A 13,475-nucleotide genomic window follows, 5' to 3' on the forward strand; every position below is an offset into this window, starting at 1 on the left:
CCCGATTCCCAATGCCCAATGCCCAATGCCCAATGCCCAATGCCCAATGCCCAATGCCCAATGCCCAATGCCCAATGCCCAATGCCCAATGCCCAATCCCCAGTCACCAATCCCCAGTCACCAATCCCCTAGAAATAGCGTTTCCCAATCGGCGATCGCTTCGCGTTGAGCGCTTAACAATTGCTGAATTCCTTTTTGGGCAGAATCAAGTAGTTGATTGAGCTGAGCGCGGCTAAAGCTACCTTCCTCGGCTGTTCCTTGGACTTCAATAATCTCCAGGTGTTGATTCATCACTACATTGAAATCTACTGTTGCAGCTACGTCTTCGGTATAATTAAGATCTAAAAATGGCTCTCCCTGTAATAATCCTACAGAAACCGCTGCCACCTGTCCGCATAGGGGCGATCGCTCTAACACTCCTTGCTGCAACAATTGAGAAACCGCATGAGCTAACGCCACAAAAGAGCCTGTAATCGCTGTTGTCCTAGTTCCAGCATCTGCTTGCAATACATCAGCATCTATGGTTAACGTACGTTCTCCCAGCACCTCAAAATCCACTGCTGCTCTTAAACTGCGTCCAATTAAGCGTTGAATTTCTTGCGTCCGTCCAGATAATTTCAATAATTCCCTTTCTTGCCGTTTTTGAGTAGCTGATGGTAGCATTCGGTACTCAGCAGTTAGCCAGCCTTTACCAGTCCCTTCAAGAAACTTGGGAACTCCTGGAGTAACGCTAACGGTACAAAGTACTTGAGTATCCCCGCATTTTATCAGAACGGAACCGGGAGCAAAGCGAGTGAAACTAGGGTAAAAACTAATTGGACGGAGTTCGCAGGGAAAACGACCGTCTGGACGCTGCCAAGCCATTGTAGTTGCCTCAAATAGAATACTGCCTTAAGGTTACCTTAGTGTTGTAAATCATCTGAGTGCTGTATCGTAGGGTCAGCATCCAGTTAAAGAATTCAGCATCAAGTATGAAGTAGGCAGGAACTTCAAGGGTTCAGAGATTTCTAAGGAATTGACCTACCTTTGTATGTTCTAATTTTTACAATTAAATTTAGAAAAACAACGATAAAGTAAATCGAAATGACTCTTGACTTTAGCACAAACCTAGTGTTTGACTAAGAAGGCAATTTGCTAAATACACTACGCCTGTAGAAAATAAATTGATTATACAGGTAGATTCGTAACAAATATTTCTAGTTAATTTGTTTTAATTTATTGTGACTTTTTTAACTTAATTCTATGGTTGCCCAATTAGAAACCCAAAGTGTAAATTCGATCCTTACTTCACCATATCCAGTTGAAGGCTTAGTGCAAGTTTTTACAAGCTCTCACCGTAACTTTTTTACAAGTGTTATGGCTCAATCATTGAGAATTGCCGGTCAGGGCACACCAGTGTTAATAGTACAATTCCTCAAGGGAGGCATTCGTCAAGGACAGGAGCGACCCATACAGTTGGGACAAAATTTAGATTGGATTCGCTGTGATTTACCTCGTTGTATTGATACACCGCATTTAGACGATACAGAGAACCAATCCCTACAAAAATTATGGCAATATACACAACAGGTAGTAGGCGAAAGTAAGTATTCTCTCGTAGTCTTAGATGAGTTAAGTTTAGCGATTAACTTTGGTTTAATTCCCGAAACAGAAGTTTTAGCATTTCTGACAAAACGCCCTCCCCATGTTGATATCATTCTCACAGGCCCTGAAATGCCGAAATCCCTCCTCGATGTCGCAGATCAAATTACAGAAATTCGCCGCAGTCATCGACCCTAAACCATCCTAGGATTTGAGTTTTAAACTTCGTGGACACACCCTACTGTTCTAGCAACAGATGTCGGGTTGAGGAGAAACTGAGCAGCTTGTTGTGTCGTTGCTTCAGATAACTCAATCTGCTTAAGGATAACTAAACCTTCATTGACAAAGGTATCTCTCACCAAGGCTTTCTCTCCACTGGTGAAAGAAGTTTCATAGAACACCTCCTGAATCCCTGCGGAGATAATTAATTTCAAACAAGACACACAAGGTTCTAGAGTGATGTAAATACTTGCGCCATAAGTTGAGGTTCCATGCTTTGCTGCTTGGGCGATCGCATTTGCTTCTGCGTGTACAGCCCTTGATGGTAAAGTTTTACTAGCATCGCAGCTATTTAGCCCTGGATAGCAGTAGCCCTGAGCAGTACAGTGGGCTGAACCTGATGGTGAGCCATTGTAACCTGTTGCTACAACCTGCTTGTTTTTCACAATCACAGCACCTACTGGAAAGGCTAAACATGTTGAGCGAGTAGCTGCAAGTTTGGCCAACATCAGAAAGTATTCATCCCATGTTGGTCTTTGGTGGCGTTCTTCGACTGGAGAAATATCTTGCATAATCTGTAAATTTCAAACTTTACTATACGTATTTTTAAGCTAGGTTCTAGTGTATTACAAATTACAAGTTATTGTTATGTCGCCAATGTTAATGTAAGCACTGTTTGCTAATTGTATGGTTTACAGTTTTTTTGCTTACTGATCCTGAATATAAGGGTGGCAACTTTTAATACAGTTACTAGCTTTTTGCAGTTCGATACCTAGATAACCAGTATGTTCAGGCTGAATTGCTGGAGAAGTAGCACAAATCTCTCTTAATAAGTTGAGTGGGTTTTTCCCACGATAAGACTTAATCACCTCACCACTACCAGCGGTTGTATGAGAAATAACTATTTCTTTGCCATCGACTTCAATTAAAAAATTACCGGAGGGATCATAATAGCTACGCTGGTTCAAAATTGCAGCGTATTGATTTGCAATTAGCCTCTCTGCATTGTCCCAGGTATCATCATATATATGAGCGCTCTGACTGATAGTAATTAGCGGCCCCATTTTCAATTTATATTCAGAATGCTTAGCAATTTCATCCCTAATATGTCGTTGTAGAGCTATTAAGCCCATAGCATTTGCAGGCCATGCGGCAAACATATCATTGCTTCTAAGAGTTGCAGTTAGTGATAACTCATTATCAACAACTCTCAACCAAATGTGATTAAGACAGGGGCTACCACCTTTCTCGTGGTCTTTTACATCCCATAGATTCATTACTGCACTAGCAGCATCAATTTCTTTTATTAATTTCTGAATTACTTGCTCAATTTGGTCGCGCTCAAACCAAGAACGTAAACGCTGACCATAAGTATATTTCAACCCTTCTCGGTAGGGTGCATCATCTAAAATTTGTGAAATATATTCTTCAATAAAGGGGCGGTCAACTGGTAAATAGTTCGGTTCAGGAAAGTAGAAATCAGCAGGTTCATCAGTAATAACTGCCATTAAATCAATTAGTTCTTGCCATTGTCCATCATAGCCAGTTGGTCTAATTGTCCCTGTTGTCTTAATCCGATGAATGATTTTGATCCACGTTTCAGCTATAGTTTTACCTTCTATTCTGTGTCCGTAACGTGTTCCTGGTAAAACAGTTGGTTCAACGGTAGACATAGGAAATTCTAGCCGCAAACCCCAGGGCTTCTGTATTTCACGTTGAGCATAAGATTTAACTAGATTAACTGCTTCAGCAATTGATTTTACTTCTTTATACTCTACAGAATGCCGCAGTTTTTCTAAGGTATCAATATCAATTTCAATATCTATATAACCAGGAATAGCAGAACGAATCCTCCAGGCTCTGCGGCCAGTATCGCTTAAACTTTCTTCAACACCATTGCGGAAAAAGTCCAGCAAGCACTCACATGCACCTGCATTCTTGTCTTCCTTAGAAGCGTTGAGAACAACCAAAAAGCGGACGTGGGGATTAAATAGTAGATTGCGAATCAGTAAGTTTATCCCTCTTGTGGGCGAGTACAACTGCCCAATTACAGCATACTCTTGCGGTTGCAGATGTTTAGCGATCGCCTGCTTGACTGTCCACCCTGTAATCACTGCTGTTTGCCCATTGCCATAGATCAGCTGATTAGGCTTATGCAGTGCTTTGTACTCGAATTTGATTGCCTTACCCGCTACTGTCATGGTTGGCTAAAACTTAAAAAACTAGCTAGGCTAACATACCACTACATCTGTTGCCAGTCGAGCAAATTGTTAAGAAAAGTTTAACAAGTTAGACCACACCTTTGGTATGTAAGCTTAGTTCTTAGTTTACTTTACAAAAATTAATAAATTCGTTACACTTGTTTACATAACAGAGAAGACGAGGAAATTTCTATGCGTACAAGCACTGCTATCATTGACGACCAGGGTAAACTGAACAACTTTGCGATCGAGCCAAAGATTTATGTAGATGAGCAAGGCGATCGCACAGGCTTTACTACCTATGCAGAACTACTCAACGGTCGTTTAGCAATGATTGGTTTTGTCTCTCTGATGGCATTGGAAGTGCTGACAGGACACGGTATCCTTGGTCTTCTGGGAAGTTTGTAACAAATAATTTGAGTTTTTGTAGAGCAACCCTGAGAAAATATTAAGAGACGAGAAATCTCGTCTCTAATTTTATTGAAAATTTAATGCTAGAGTTAAAATATACTGATAACAAGAGCCGTTCTCAGGGAAAAAAACGGGTAAAATATGGCTTTAACTGCTTCAACTATGCTGCCACTAGGCACTAAAGCACCAGATTTTCATCTACCAGAAGTAGTATCTGGGAAGGGAACTTCCCTTTCCACCTTTGCAGAGAAAAAAGTACTGTTGGTAATGTTCATTTGTCGCCATTGCCCCTTTGTAAAGCACGTACAAAAAGAATTAGCGCAGTTAGGAAAAGATTATTTTACAAAAGATATAGCGATCGTTGCCATCAGTGCAAATGATGCCAAGAATTATCCAGATGATGCGCCAGAGTCGTTAAAAGCATTTGCGACAGAACAAGGGTTTACTTTTACCATCTGCTATGACGAGAGCCAGGAAACGGCCAAGGCTTACACAGCAGCTTGCACACCAGATTTTTTTGTATTTGATGGCGATCGCAAACTTGTTTATCGGGGACAATTAGATGATAGTCGTCCTAGTAATGGAAAACCTGTAACAGGCGAAGATTTACGCGCAGCTATTGAAGCGGTACTAGCCGATAAACCTGTTACAGATGAGCAAAAGCCAAGTGTTGGTTGCAATATTAAATGGAAACCTGGGAATCAACCAAGTTATTTTGGTTGAAAAGGATTGGGACTGGTGGGTATTAATTATTTATCCCAGTCCCTAATCTCTAAGATATCAGTGCTTAATTTCCAAATTAAGGACGTAGTGTCCCAATTGGACTTTTTCTGCCCACAACTCGTATTCCACCCGCAAATGTTCTGGCAATGGGTGTCCAGTGAGAGATAGGCTACTAGTAAAATTGCGTAAACGGATGGGATAGTTAGGTTGCAATGACTCAGCGGGTAACCAAAAACGGCTAATGCCATAAACGCCGTGTTCCCAGAAATGACGATAACTTACTTGAGCGTTACCTTGCATAGTCATGATTACCCGATAAGGCGAAATCTCCAGCCACAAAATCCTGGGGCTGGCGGGAGCGTAGGCGTTGCTCTTTGTTTGGGGAAGCGTATCTTCTGAACTTAGGAAACTCGCTACTTCGCAACTAATTAAGGGCGGTGCAGTCATTAGTAGATGGAACCGATCAGTATCTTTTTGATACAATGTCCCGGCAGTTTCCATAACAGACCAGACTGGTAAGTCAGTGGAAATAAGTGATAAGCACACGGGCTTGCGGTGATGGGTCAGCATGGGAGCGATAAGGGCTAAAAGCTATTGAACAAGTGAAATGAACACCAAGAATCTAGCAAGTCAAGGTAAACAACTAAAATAGTAAAACATGCTTAATATTAACTGAAACTGCTGATTTATTAAGCTAGACAAATCAGAGTACAAAAAGATAGTATGTGGCTTTAGACAGCAAAAACGGCGCTTTTTGTAGAGAGAGCAGATGCGAGAGTAAAACTTGTAAGTATTGTTGTTAATCACTCTAAGACAAAAATATTAATTATTGTAAATGCTAAGAAACCTTTATTAAGGGGACTTACCGCAGGTTAGAGGAGGGTGGATAAGTATAGCGTGAGAACACTTAAGAAGCCAATAACTCTAGCTGTGGGAATTATTACTTTTGTACGATCTGAGTAAATTTCATACAGCAAAAAGCGATAGGATACTAGGCAGGAAGTGATCAGCAGTGGCAAATTTAAGTCACTTATGAACTTCCGGTGTATTTAAAAGCCAGTGTATCCTAAATGTCGGCTTCTGTTATAACCGTAGAAACTCAAAAAGACCTTTCTCATAAGTTAATAATTCAGCGCCCCTCTTTTGGACTATCCTTACAGGGTTCTATCCGAGTCCCTGGGGATAAATCTATCTCCCACCGGGCGCTGATGTTGGGCGCTCTAGCCCAAGGTGAAACTCAAATTCAAGGTCTGCTCTTAGGAGAAGACCCCCGTAGCACTGCTAGCTGTTTTCAAGCTATGGGTGCAGAAATTTCGGAACTCAATACGGAATTGGTACGGGTTAAAGGGATTGGTCTGGGGAATTTGCAGGAACCAATTGACGTGTTGAATGCTGGCAACTCTGGCACAACGCTGCGATTAATGCTGGGAATTTTGGCGTCTCATCCGGGGCGTTTTTTTACTGTAACTGGTGATGGTTCTTTGCGATCGCGTCCCATGTCTCGCGTAGTTAAACCTTTGCAACAAATGGGGGCCCAAATTTGGGGACGCAAAGGCAATTCTTTAGCACCACTGGCAATTCAAGGACAAGCCCTCAAACCCACTCACTACTACTCCCCCATCGCCTCAGCTCAAGTTAAATCCTGCATCTTGCTTGCGGGTTTAATGACTGAGGGACAAACTACTGTTACTGAACCCGCTCTTTCCCGCGATCACAGCGAACGGATGCTGAGGGCCTTTGGAGCAGAACTGAGCATCGAGTCAGAAACTAACAGCGTTACTATTACTGGCCCTGCTCAACTGCATGGACAATCAGTAATTGTACCAGGTGATATCAGTTCAGCTGCGTTTTGGTTAGTGGCTGGGGCAATTGTACCCGGCTCCGAACTAGTAGTAGAGAATGTGGGCGTTAATCCCAGTCGCACGGGGATTTTGGAAGCTTTAGCTCTCATGGGAGCAGATATCCAACTGGAAAATCAGCGAGAAGTTGCTGGTGAACCAGTAGCTGATTTACGCGTGCGTTCTAGTCGTTTACAAAGCTGCACCATTGCTGGGGATATCATACCTAGATTAATTGATGAAATTCCAATTTTGGCAGTTGCAGCCGTGTTTGCCGAAGGAACAACAATTATTCGTGATGCAGCTGAGTTGCGGGTTAAAGAAAGCGATCGCATTACTGTAATGGCTCAACAACTCAATAAAATGGGAGCAAAAGTGACCGAATTATCTGATGGGATGGAAATTACTGGTGGTACACCTTTAGTGGGTACTGAGGTAGATAGCCATACAGATCATCGCATTGCCATGAGTTTAGCGATCGCTGCTTTGGTTGCTACTGGAATTACTACTATTCACCGTGCAGAAGCTGCTGCTATTTCTTACCCTAATTTTAATACTACGCTGCAACAAGTCTGTAATTAAATACTGTTTTCAGTAAATTGATTCAAAATAAAAGACGCGATTAATCGCGTCTTTTCATGTCAAAAGTGTGACAGATAGACCATGTAGAGACGTTGCAATGCAACGTCTCTACTAAATTAGATTTAGAAGTCAGACTAATACAAAGACGCGAGATTTTGCATTTGTCTATCTTTTAATTACATCTTCGATTCGCTGACAACGCCCAATTTTTCTTGAATCCGGGTTTTAGCAGCTTTGAATTGAGTAGCTAGTTGCTCACTTTGGTCTGAGCTTAAGTTGTTGCGAATAGCAGCAAACATTGTGCTTTCTTCTTGACGAATATGATCGCCAACAGCTTCCATCAATTGTCTAACTTTATCTTTGAATTGAGATGAAGAAGGGCTGAGAGCCTTAATTTCTTCTAACACCCGCTTCATTTCAGCTTGTTCATCAAACAACTCTTGAGTGTTGTCTTGACCATAAAAAGGACGTACTCTTGGGTAGACAACTTCCTCTTCAGCTTCAGCGTGGACAGTTAGATCCTTGAAAATTTGACCAAAATACTCTTGAATCTTTTGTGGATTGTTGCTTTGCAGTAGCTCAGTAAACAGGGTATTTACCTTACCATGATCCAGGCGGATAGCATCCTGGATATTCATGTCTTTTTTGTCACTGCTTTGGGTAACAGCACTACCTACCACACCGCTAACTGCTGCCATTGCATCTTGGACGCGTGCCCAAATTCCTTGGTCTGCATCTTGTCCAGTTAGTTCGCGGACACCCAAAATTTCTAGAACACCTTTGAGTTGTTCTTGGTGAGCGCGGTTCTCAAAGTTAACAGTATTCAAAGGCCCAATCGCCAGCATCACGTCAGCACCAACTTTCTGTGCTGCCTTGTGAATTATCACACCTGTCATTGCTTGTTGATGCTTTAACAACTCATGCTGAAATACTTTTTCGTACAAGCTTAATTCGGAACCTTGGAAGAATTTCCGAACAGTTTCAATCATTTGTTGAATGGTTTGTTTTGGTTCAGCCTGAATACCATACTGACCGATTACAGTTTCCAGAATTCCCAGATTTTTTTCGTCATCCTTGAGAAAATCCCGGATGCGCTCAGCGATTTCGGTATCGAGTCCTTGTTTCAAAAGTAGTTGTTCGTTTTCAATGATCAACTGTTGAACTGCTTTCATACTTGCCAATTTAATGGCGATCGCATTGCGCTTGGTATCATCTAAAGTAGCTACCATCTGATGTTATCCTCGGTCAAGTGTTCGTATTTATTACTAATACAAGGTTGGCATATAGATTAGGTATATTTCATCTTTCTTTTGAGCGATTAAGTTTCGCATCTCTAGATAGAAAATCCAATTTTATTCTGATTCTTTATCCACTTCTACTTTTAGATATACAACTATATAATCTGTACTCCATCCTCAGATAGATAAATTTTTAATATTAGTTTTATAGATTGACTCATGGACGTTTAAATAGGAGATAAATTAATCATGCCAGAAAGTTCTGGAATAGAAGAGCAAGCGCTAAATAAGGCAGCAGAAATAGGTTTATCTAGTCAGTTAGATGAAGTAGAAAATTTAGATGTAAATGTCAAAACCCACCCACTCAAACTAGTTCAGGGACAGGTAGATGCAGTCACCATATTAGGCGAAGGTTTAGTAATCCAGAAAGACCTCCGCATGGAAGAAATGGAAATGCAAATGGACAGTGTTGCCATCAATCCTTTGAGTGTTGCTTTTGGGAAAATTGAACTGACTAAACCTACTGAAGCCAGCACACGTGTTGTGCTAATCGAAAATGATATCAATCGCGCCTTTAACTCTGACTACGTGCGTTCACAACTGCAAAGTCAAAAAATAAACGTTAATGGGAAACCAGTCGCTATTCAACTTCAACACGTAGATTTTCGCTTACCTGGTGAGGGGAAAATAGCACTGAATGCCAGCATCCTAATAAAAGAAACTGGCGAAATCCAGCAAGTTGACTTTTCAGCCGTACCCCGTGTTAGCCCTAACGGACAAACAGTTTCTTTGGAAAATGTCGAGTATGGCCAAGGTGAGGAGATATCTCCAGAACTGACAAAAGCTTTGATAGAGCAAACAAGCGAAATTTTGAATTTGAGTAACTTTGATTTAGAAGGAATGAGCCTGCGAGTTAAACAACTAGAAGTAGAAACAGGCAAACTAACGCTACAAGCTGAAGCTCACGTTGAACAAATACCTACCGCTTAAAATTAGGATACTAAGCTAATGGAAACTACAGAAACAACTTCTACTACACCTTTTCCAAATATCCCACCAGTTATTGAAAGTAACGACAGTGAGTATCGTGATAGTGGTGTACCCAGTACAGTTGCGATCGCTGGCCATCCTTTACACCCCCTAAGTGTAATCTTTCCCATAGCCTTTCTTGCCGCTGCTTTAGGAAGCGACTTTGGTTATTGGTTAACTCGTGATTTTTTCTGGGCTAGGGCTTCATTGTGGTTAATCGGACTCGGATTAGCTGGAGGCATTTTAGCAGCAATAATAGGCATGAGTGACTTTTTGCAAATTGAGCGAGTCCGCAAGCGTAGCGCCGGCTGGGCGCATTTGATTCTTAACGTTTCTCTTTTAGTCTTGACACTCATCAACTTCCTCCTCCGTTGGGGTGATGCTGAGTCACGCATATTACCTTGGGGACTGTTAATCTCGCTCATTGTCGGTACACTAGTTAGCCTTTCCGGCTGGTTTGGTGCGGAACTCTCCTATCGGCACAAAATTGGTGTAGTAGGTGCTGGTAGCAGAAGATATCCATAACGGAATAATTCGTAATTCTCAATTAACATCCTAATATTGCGAATTATTGAGAAACTGGCAGTAGAAAGGCTAAGATTTCCGGGGGTATCCCGTTTTGGCAGATCGCCCTGCGCTAAGGCGCACGCTACGCGAACAGACTAGAAGTCTGGGGCTATACAAACTAAACCCGCCTGGGCGGGTTTGAGAGAGTCCGCATCGGCGGACTTTGTTTGTGTAGCCGCGATTTCCAATCGCCCGGTGTTTCTTCCAAAAGAAGTAGGGCAGCAGTAATCCAAATTCCTTTATGGGTTTTTGTCATCACCTGTATACTAGAATTCTTGCAACTTTGGCATCCGCGACTATTAGAGGAAATTCGTGCCACCTTAATAGGTAAATGGTTACTTGGTACTACCTTTGTTTGGTGGGATTTTCCTTATTATGCATTGGGTTGTGTTTTAGGTTGGTTGTGGCTGCGGCAATTACAAAGAATTAGTTATGCAAAAAAAAGTCAAAGTTAAACCTCATTCAAAGCAGCAAAAAATTGAAGAACAACCTGATGGCAGTCTAATTGTGTATTTAAAATCGCCCCCAGTAGATGGCAAGGCTAATGAAGAGTTAATTAAACTACTAGCCGAAAAATTTGATGTGTCCAAATCCCGTATCAGAATTAAGACTGGTTTATCTTATCGGCAAAAATTGATTGAAATTAACACTGATACTGAGTGTTAATTATTTTATTGTTACTTTACTGTTTGGTTGTGAATAGCTTCATTCGATGTATTCCTTGATAACGCCAGGGAAGACAAGCCAAAGACTTGTAAAGCAGAATTTTTACTCTTGTATAATACTGATATATCTCGGCTGAGTTTTGACGCGTTCTATCCAAGCTTGAATAGCAGGAAATTGTGTCAAATCAAACCCACCTTCATCAGCTACATGAGTATAAGCAAACAACGCAATATCAGCAATAGTGTAACGCTCTCCCACAAAAAAAGTATGAGAGGTTAAATGATTTTCCATCAAGCTAAGTGCTGCATAACCAGGTTTACGTTTTTGCTCTATGGCTTCACGATATTCTTCAGCTTTACCTAAAATTGAAATCCAAAATCTTGATGTAGCAATAAACGGTTCATGGCTAGATTGCTCAAAAAACAACCATTGCAGCACCTGCGATCGCGAAAAGCGGTCATAAGGTAAAAATTCTGTGCATTCGCTTAGATATACCAAGATGGCATTTGATTCAGCTAAGTATTTCCCTGACTCAATTTCCAAAGTTGGTATCTTACCGTTAGGATTTTTACTTAAAAATTCCGGTGTTCTAGTCTCGCCTTTCAAGATGTTAACCTCTACCCTCTCAAAGGGCATACCTAGTTGTGTCAATAAAAGACGTATCTTATAACCATTGCCTGAAGGTAAAAAATCGTACAAACGTAGCGTTTCCATGCCAAAAGTATAGTGAGGAATATGTTGATAATTGACAGCTCAAAATACAATATTTTACCAAATGTTTCTCAAAAAACCGGATATTTTTTGATATTTTTAGTTTCTGAGTGCAATGCATAATTGTTCGCAGAAATAAAAAAAGTATTATTTTTTTCTAGTATTTAGATGTTTAATCTTAGTCAGTAGTCGAGAATAAAAGTATGTGTGGAAGATTTACTTTAAACCAGCCAGCAGAGGCTTTAGCCCATATTTTCCATGTTCAGCAGGTTCTGGATTTAGCAGCCAAATATAACATTGCACCTACGCAAATGGTGGCAACAGTGTTACATAAAATTGATCGTGACAAGCGAGAATTTCAGCAGTTACGTTGGGGATTAATTCCCTCATGGGCCAAAGATTTAGGAATAGGGGCGAAACTGATCAATGCTAGGGCAGAAACTGCTGCCGAAAAACCCTCTTTTCGGTCAGCTTTCAAGCACCGACGCTGTTTAGTACTAGCTGATGGCTTTTATGAGTGGCAAAGACAACAAGGCAAGAAGCAGCCGTTTTATTTTCGTCTTCAAGATGGACAACCTTTTGCCTTTGCGGGTTTGTGGGAAACTTGGCAGTCGTCTTCCAATGAGGAAATAACTTCTTGTACAATTTTGACAACGGCCGCTAACGAACTACTGCAACCCATCCACGATCGGATGCCAGTGATCTTAGAGCCGCAAGATTACGATTTATGGCTAAATCCCCAAGTGCAAACCCCCCAACCACTACAGCAGCTATTGCGTCCTTATCCAGCGCCAGCAATGACTGTCTACCCAGTTAGCACCTTAGTGAACAACCCGCGACACAATAGTCCAGAATGCGTCATGCCCATTAGCGGGGACTAGGGTCTGGGACTGTATACTATGGACTAGGAGAATCTTTACAAGAAACAGACGGGAGTTTGAAAGCTACGGAGGAACAGGCGCACAGCGCCGCAAATACCGTGCTTCTTAGAATCCCCGTGTCTTTAAACCGGAAAGAGGTCAATCTGTAACCTGTAATTTATTCCCTTCGTCAGTACCCAATACCCAGTCCCCATCCTCCAAATAGCTGCAAAACCGTAGAGGTGAATATGCCAAGAACGCAAAAAAACGATAACTTTGTTGACAAATCCTTTACAGTGATGGCAGATATCATCTTGAAGATATTGCCAGCAAATAAAAAAGCTAAAGAAGCATTTGTGTATTACCGAGATGGCATGTCGGCCCAGGCAGAGGGAGAATATGCTGAAGCATTGGAATACTATGAAGAAGCTCTAACACTAGAGGAAGATACCAACGATCGCGGCTATATTCTTTACAATATGGGGCTAATTTATGCCAGTAACGGCGATCACAGTAAAGCTTTAGAGTTGTATCATCAGGCAATTGAGCTAAACCCACGTTTACCCCAAGCCTTGAATAACATCGCCGTAATTTACCACTACCAAGGCGAAAGAGCTAAAGAAGCTGGGGATAACGACAGCGGCGAAGCACTATTTGATCAAGCAGCAGACTATTGGATTAGAGCTATTCGCATGGCTCCCAATAACTACATCGAAGCTCAAAACTGGTTGAAAACCACTGGGCGATCGCAAATTGACGTATTCTTTTAGTCAAGAGTCAAGAGTCAAGAGTCAAGAGTCAGGAGTCAAGAGTCAAGAGTTATTAAATTAACTACTGACCATTGACCAT

15 protein-coding genes and 1 pseudogene are annotated in these 13,475 nt (G+C 41.5%); 10 read left to right on the forward strand and 6 right to left on the reverse strand.

Translation table 11 applies throughout. From position 1 onward, the window contains the following. Positions 1 to 117: 117 nt before the first annotated feature. Positions 118 to 864, reverse strand: a complete 747-nt coding sequence (gene rph, locus IQ246_RS17600) for a ribonuclease PH (RefSeq protein ID WP_194004644.1) — start codon at positions 862 to 864, stop codon at positions 118 to 120. A 378-nt stretch (positions 865 to 1,242) separates the two neighbouring features. Here rph and IQ246_RS17605 point away from each other — a divergent pair, with 378 nt between their 5' ends. Continuing rightward, on the forward strand, positions 1,243 to 1,779 hold the full coding sequence (locus tag IQ246_RS17605; protein WP_194004645.1) for a P-loop NTPase family protein: 537 nt from the start codon (positions 1,243 to 1,245) through the stop codon (positions 1,777 to 1,779). A 20-nt stretch (positions 1,780 to 1,799) separates the two neighbouring features. On the opposite strand, the gene IQ246_RS17610 is transcribed toward IQ246_RS17605, so the two are convergent. Both IQ246_RS17610 and IQ246_RS17615 read right to left on the reverse strand, forming a co-directional pair. After that, entirely contained in the window at positions 1,800 to 2,372 is a 573-nt protein-coding gene (locus IQ246_RS17610; RefSeq protein ID WP_194004646.1) for a dCMP deaminase family protein, read from the reverse strand. Positions 2,373 to 2,507: 135 nt separating this feature from the next. Then, positions 2,508 to 4,001 carry a thymidylate synthase gene (locus IQ246_RS17615; protein ID WP_194004647.1) on the reverse strand — a complete coding sequence of 498 codons (1,494 nt, stop codon included), beginning with the start codon at positions 3,999 to 4,001 and terminating at the stop codon, positions 2,508 to 2,510. Between the two features lie 192 nt (positions 4,002 to 4,193). Here IQ246_RS17615 and IQ246_RS17620 point away from each other — a divergent pair, with 192 nt between their 5' ends. Next, positions 4,194 to 4,409, forward strand: coding sequence for a chlorophyll a/b-binding protein (locus IQ246_RS17620; RefSeq protein WP_194004648.1), 216 nt, complete (start codon positions 4,194 to 4,196; stop codon positions 4,407 to 4,409). Between the two features lie 144 nt (positions 4,410 to 4,553). Beyond that, positions 4,554 to 5,135, forward strand: a complete 582-nt coding sequence (locus tag IQ246_RS17625) for a thioredoxin family protein (RefSeq protein WP_194004649.1) — start codon at positions 4,554 to 4,556, stop codon at positions 5,133 to 5,135. A 57-nt stretch (positions 5,136 to 5,192) separates the two neighbouring features. Here the strand turns inward: IQ246_RS17625 and IQ246_RS17630 are convergent, their stop codons facing one another. Then, positions 5,193 to 5,705, reverse strand: coding sequence for a hypothetical protein (locus IQ246_RS17630; RefSeq protein WP_194004650.1), 513 nt, complete (start codon positions 5,703 to 5,705; stop codon positions 5,193 to 5,195). A 500-nt stretch (positions 5,706 to 6,205) separates the two neighbouring features. Here IQ246_RS17630 and aroA point away from each other — a divergent pair, with 500 nt between their 5' ends. Next, positions 6,206 to 7,555 (forward strand): 3-phosphoshikimate 1-carboxyvinyltransferase, encoded by a 1,350-nt coding sequence (aroA, locus tag IQ246_RS17635; protein WP_194004651.1) that lies wholly within the window; start codon positions 6,206 to 6,208, stop codon positions 7,553 to 7,555. Positions 7,556 to 7,731: 176 nt separating this feature from the next. Here the strand turns inward: aroA and IQ246_RS17640 are convergent, their stop codons facing one another. Further along, the gene (locus IQ246_RS17640; RefSeq protein WP_194004652.1) at positions 7,732 to 8,784 is read right to left on the reverse strand and encodes a hemerythrin domain-containing protein; all 1,053 of its coding nucleotides are present in this window, start codon (positions 8,782 to 8,784) and stop codon (positions 7,732 to 7,734) included. 258 nt (positions 8,785 to 9,042) lie between these two features. Between IQ246_RS17640 and IQ246_RS17645 the strand changes: the two genes are divergently transcribed. The 4 genes and pseudogenes from IQ246_RS17645 (at position 9,043) to IQ246_RS17660 (ending at position 11,055) form a co-directional block, all read left to right on the forward strand. Continuing rightward, a complete protein-coding gene (locus IQ246_RS17645; RefSeq protein ID WP_194004653.1) occupies positions 9,043 to 9,783 on the forward strand; it encodes a DUF2993 domain-containing protein in 741 nt (246 codons plus the stop codon). Positions 9,784 to 9,801: 18 nt separating this feature from the next. After that, the gene (locus IQ246_RS17650) at positions 9,802 to 10,347 is read left to right on the forward strand and encodes a DUF2231 domain-containing protein (protein ID WP_194004654.1); all 546 of its coding nucleotides are present in this window, start codon (positions 9,802 to 9,804) and stop codon (positions 10,345 to 10,347) included. A 251-nt stretch (positions 10,348 to 10,598) separates the two neighbouring features. Beyond that, positions 10,599 to 10,844 (forward strand): annotated as a pseudogene (locus IQ246_RS17655) (DUF2809 domain-containing protein); the annotation flags it as partial. Further along, positions 10,822 to 11,055, forward strand: a complete 234-nt coding sequence (locus IQ246_RS17660) for a DUF167 domain-containing protein (RefSeq protein ID WP_194004655.1) — start codon at positions 10,822 to 10,824, stop codon at positions 11,053 to 11,055. The pseudogene IQ246_RS17655 and the gene IQ246_RS17660, both read left to right, overlap by 23 nt. Positions 11,056 to 11,157: 102 nt before the next feature. Here the strand turns inward: IQ246_RS17660 and IQ246_RS17665 are convergent, their stop codons facing one another. Further along, a complete protein-coding gene (locus IQ246_RS17665; protein ID WP_194004656.1) occupies positions 11,158 to 11,769 on the reverse strand; it encodes a glutathione S-transferase family protein in 612 nt (203 codons plus the stop codon). Between the two features lie 200 nt (positions 11,770 to 11,969). Here IQ246_RS17665 and IQ246_RS17670 point away from each other — a divergent pair, with 200 nt between their 5' ends. Continuing rightward, on the forward strand, positions 11,970 to 12,647 hold the full coding sequence (locus IQ246_RS17670; RefSeq protein ID WP_194004657.1) for an SOS response-associated peptidase: 678 nt from the start codon (positions 11,970 to 11,972) through the stop codon (positions 12,645 to 12,647). 227 nt (positions 12,648 to 12,874) lie between these two features. Continuing rightward, the gene (locus IQ246_RS17675) at positions 12,875 to 13,396 is read left to right on the forward strand and encodes a photosystem I assembly protein Ycf3 (RefSeq protein WP_194004658.1); all 522 of its coding nucleotides are present in this window, start codon (positions 12,875 to 12,877) and stop codon (positions 13,394 to 13,396) included. The last annotated feature ends 79 nt before the right edge of the window (positions 13,397 to 13,475 follow it).

Origin of the sequence: aff. Roholtiella sp. LEGE 12411 (assembly GCF_015206995.1) — a bacterium.
GTDB lineage: Bacteria > Cyanobacteriota > Cyanobacteriia > Cyanobacteriales > Nostocaceae > Komarekiella.

Bases quoted from the DNA above. Each gene is read 5' to 3' on its own strand.
- rph (WP_194004644.1), bottom strand. From the start codon at position 864: ATGGCTTGGCAGCGTCCAGACGGTCGTTTTCCCTGCGAACTCCGTCCA.
- IQ246_RS17605 (WP_194004645.1), top strand. From the start codon at position 1,243: ATGGTTGCCCAATTAGAAACCCAAAGTGTAAATTCGATCCTTACTTCA.
- IQ246_RS17610 (WP_194004646.1), bottom strand. From the start codon at position 2,372: ATGCAAGATATTTCTCCAGTCGAAGAACGCCACCAAAGACCAACATGG.
- IQ246_RS17615 (WP_194004647.1), bottom strand. From the start codon at position 4,001: ATGACAGTAGCGGGTAAGGCAATCAAATTCGAGTACAAAGCACTGCAT.
- IQ246_RS17620 (WP_194004648.1), top strand. From the start codon at position 4,194: ATGCGTACAAGCACTGCTATCATTGACGACCAGGGTAAACTGAACAAC.
- IQ246_RS17625 (WP_194004649.1), top strand. From the start codon at position 4,554: ATGGCTTTAACTGCTTCAACTATGCTGCCACTAGGCACTAAAGCACCA.
- IQ246_RS17630 (WP_194004650.1), bottom strand. From the start codon at position 5,705: ATGCTGACCCATCACCGCAAGCCCGTGTGCTTATCACTTATTTCCACT.
- aroA (WP_194004651.1), top strand. From the start codon at position 6,206: ATGTCGGCTTCTGTTATAACCGTAGAAACTCAAAAAGACCTTTCTCAT.
- IQ246_RS17640 (WP_194004652.1), bottom strand. From the start codon at position 8,784: ATGGTAGCTACTTTAGATGATACCAAGCGCAATGCGATCGCCATTAAA.
- IQ246_RS17645 (WP_194004653.1), top strand. From the start codon at position 9,043: ATGCCAGAAAGTTCTGGAATAGAAGAGCAAGCGCTAAATAAGGCAGCA.
- IQ246_RS17650 (WP_194004654.1), top strand. From the start codon at position 9,802: ATGGAAACTACAGAAACAACTTCTACTACACCTTTTCCAAATATCCCA.
- IQ246_RS17660 (WP_194004655.1), top strand. From the start codon at position 10,822: ATGCAAAAAAAAGTCAAAGTTAAACCTCATTCAAAGCAGCAAAAAATT.
- IQ246_RS17665 (WP_194004656.1), bottom strand. From the start codon at position 11,769: ATGGAAACGCTACGTTTGTACGATTTTTTACCTTCAGGCAATGGTTAT.
- IQ246_RS17670 (WP_194004657.1), top strand. From the start codon at position 11,970: ATGTGTGGAAGATTTACTTTAAACCAGCCAGCAGAGGCTTTAGCCCAT.
- IQ246_RS17675 (WP_194004658.1), top strand. From the start codon at position 12,875: ATGCCAAGAACGCAAAAAAACGATAACTTTGTTGACAAATCCTTTACA.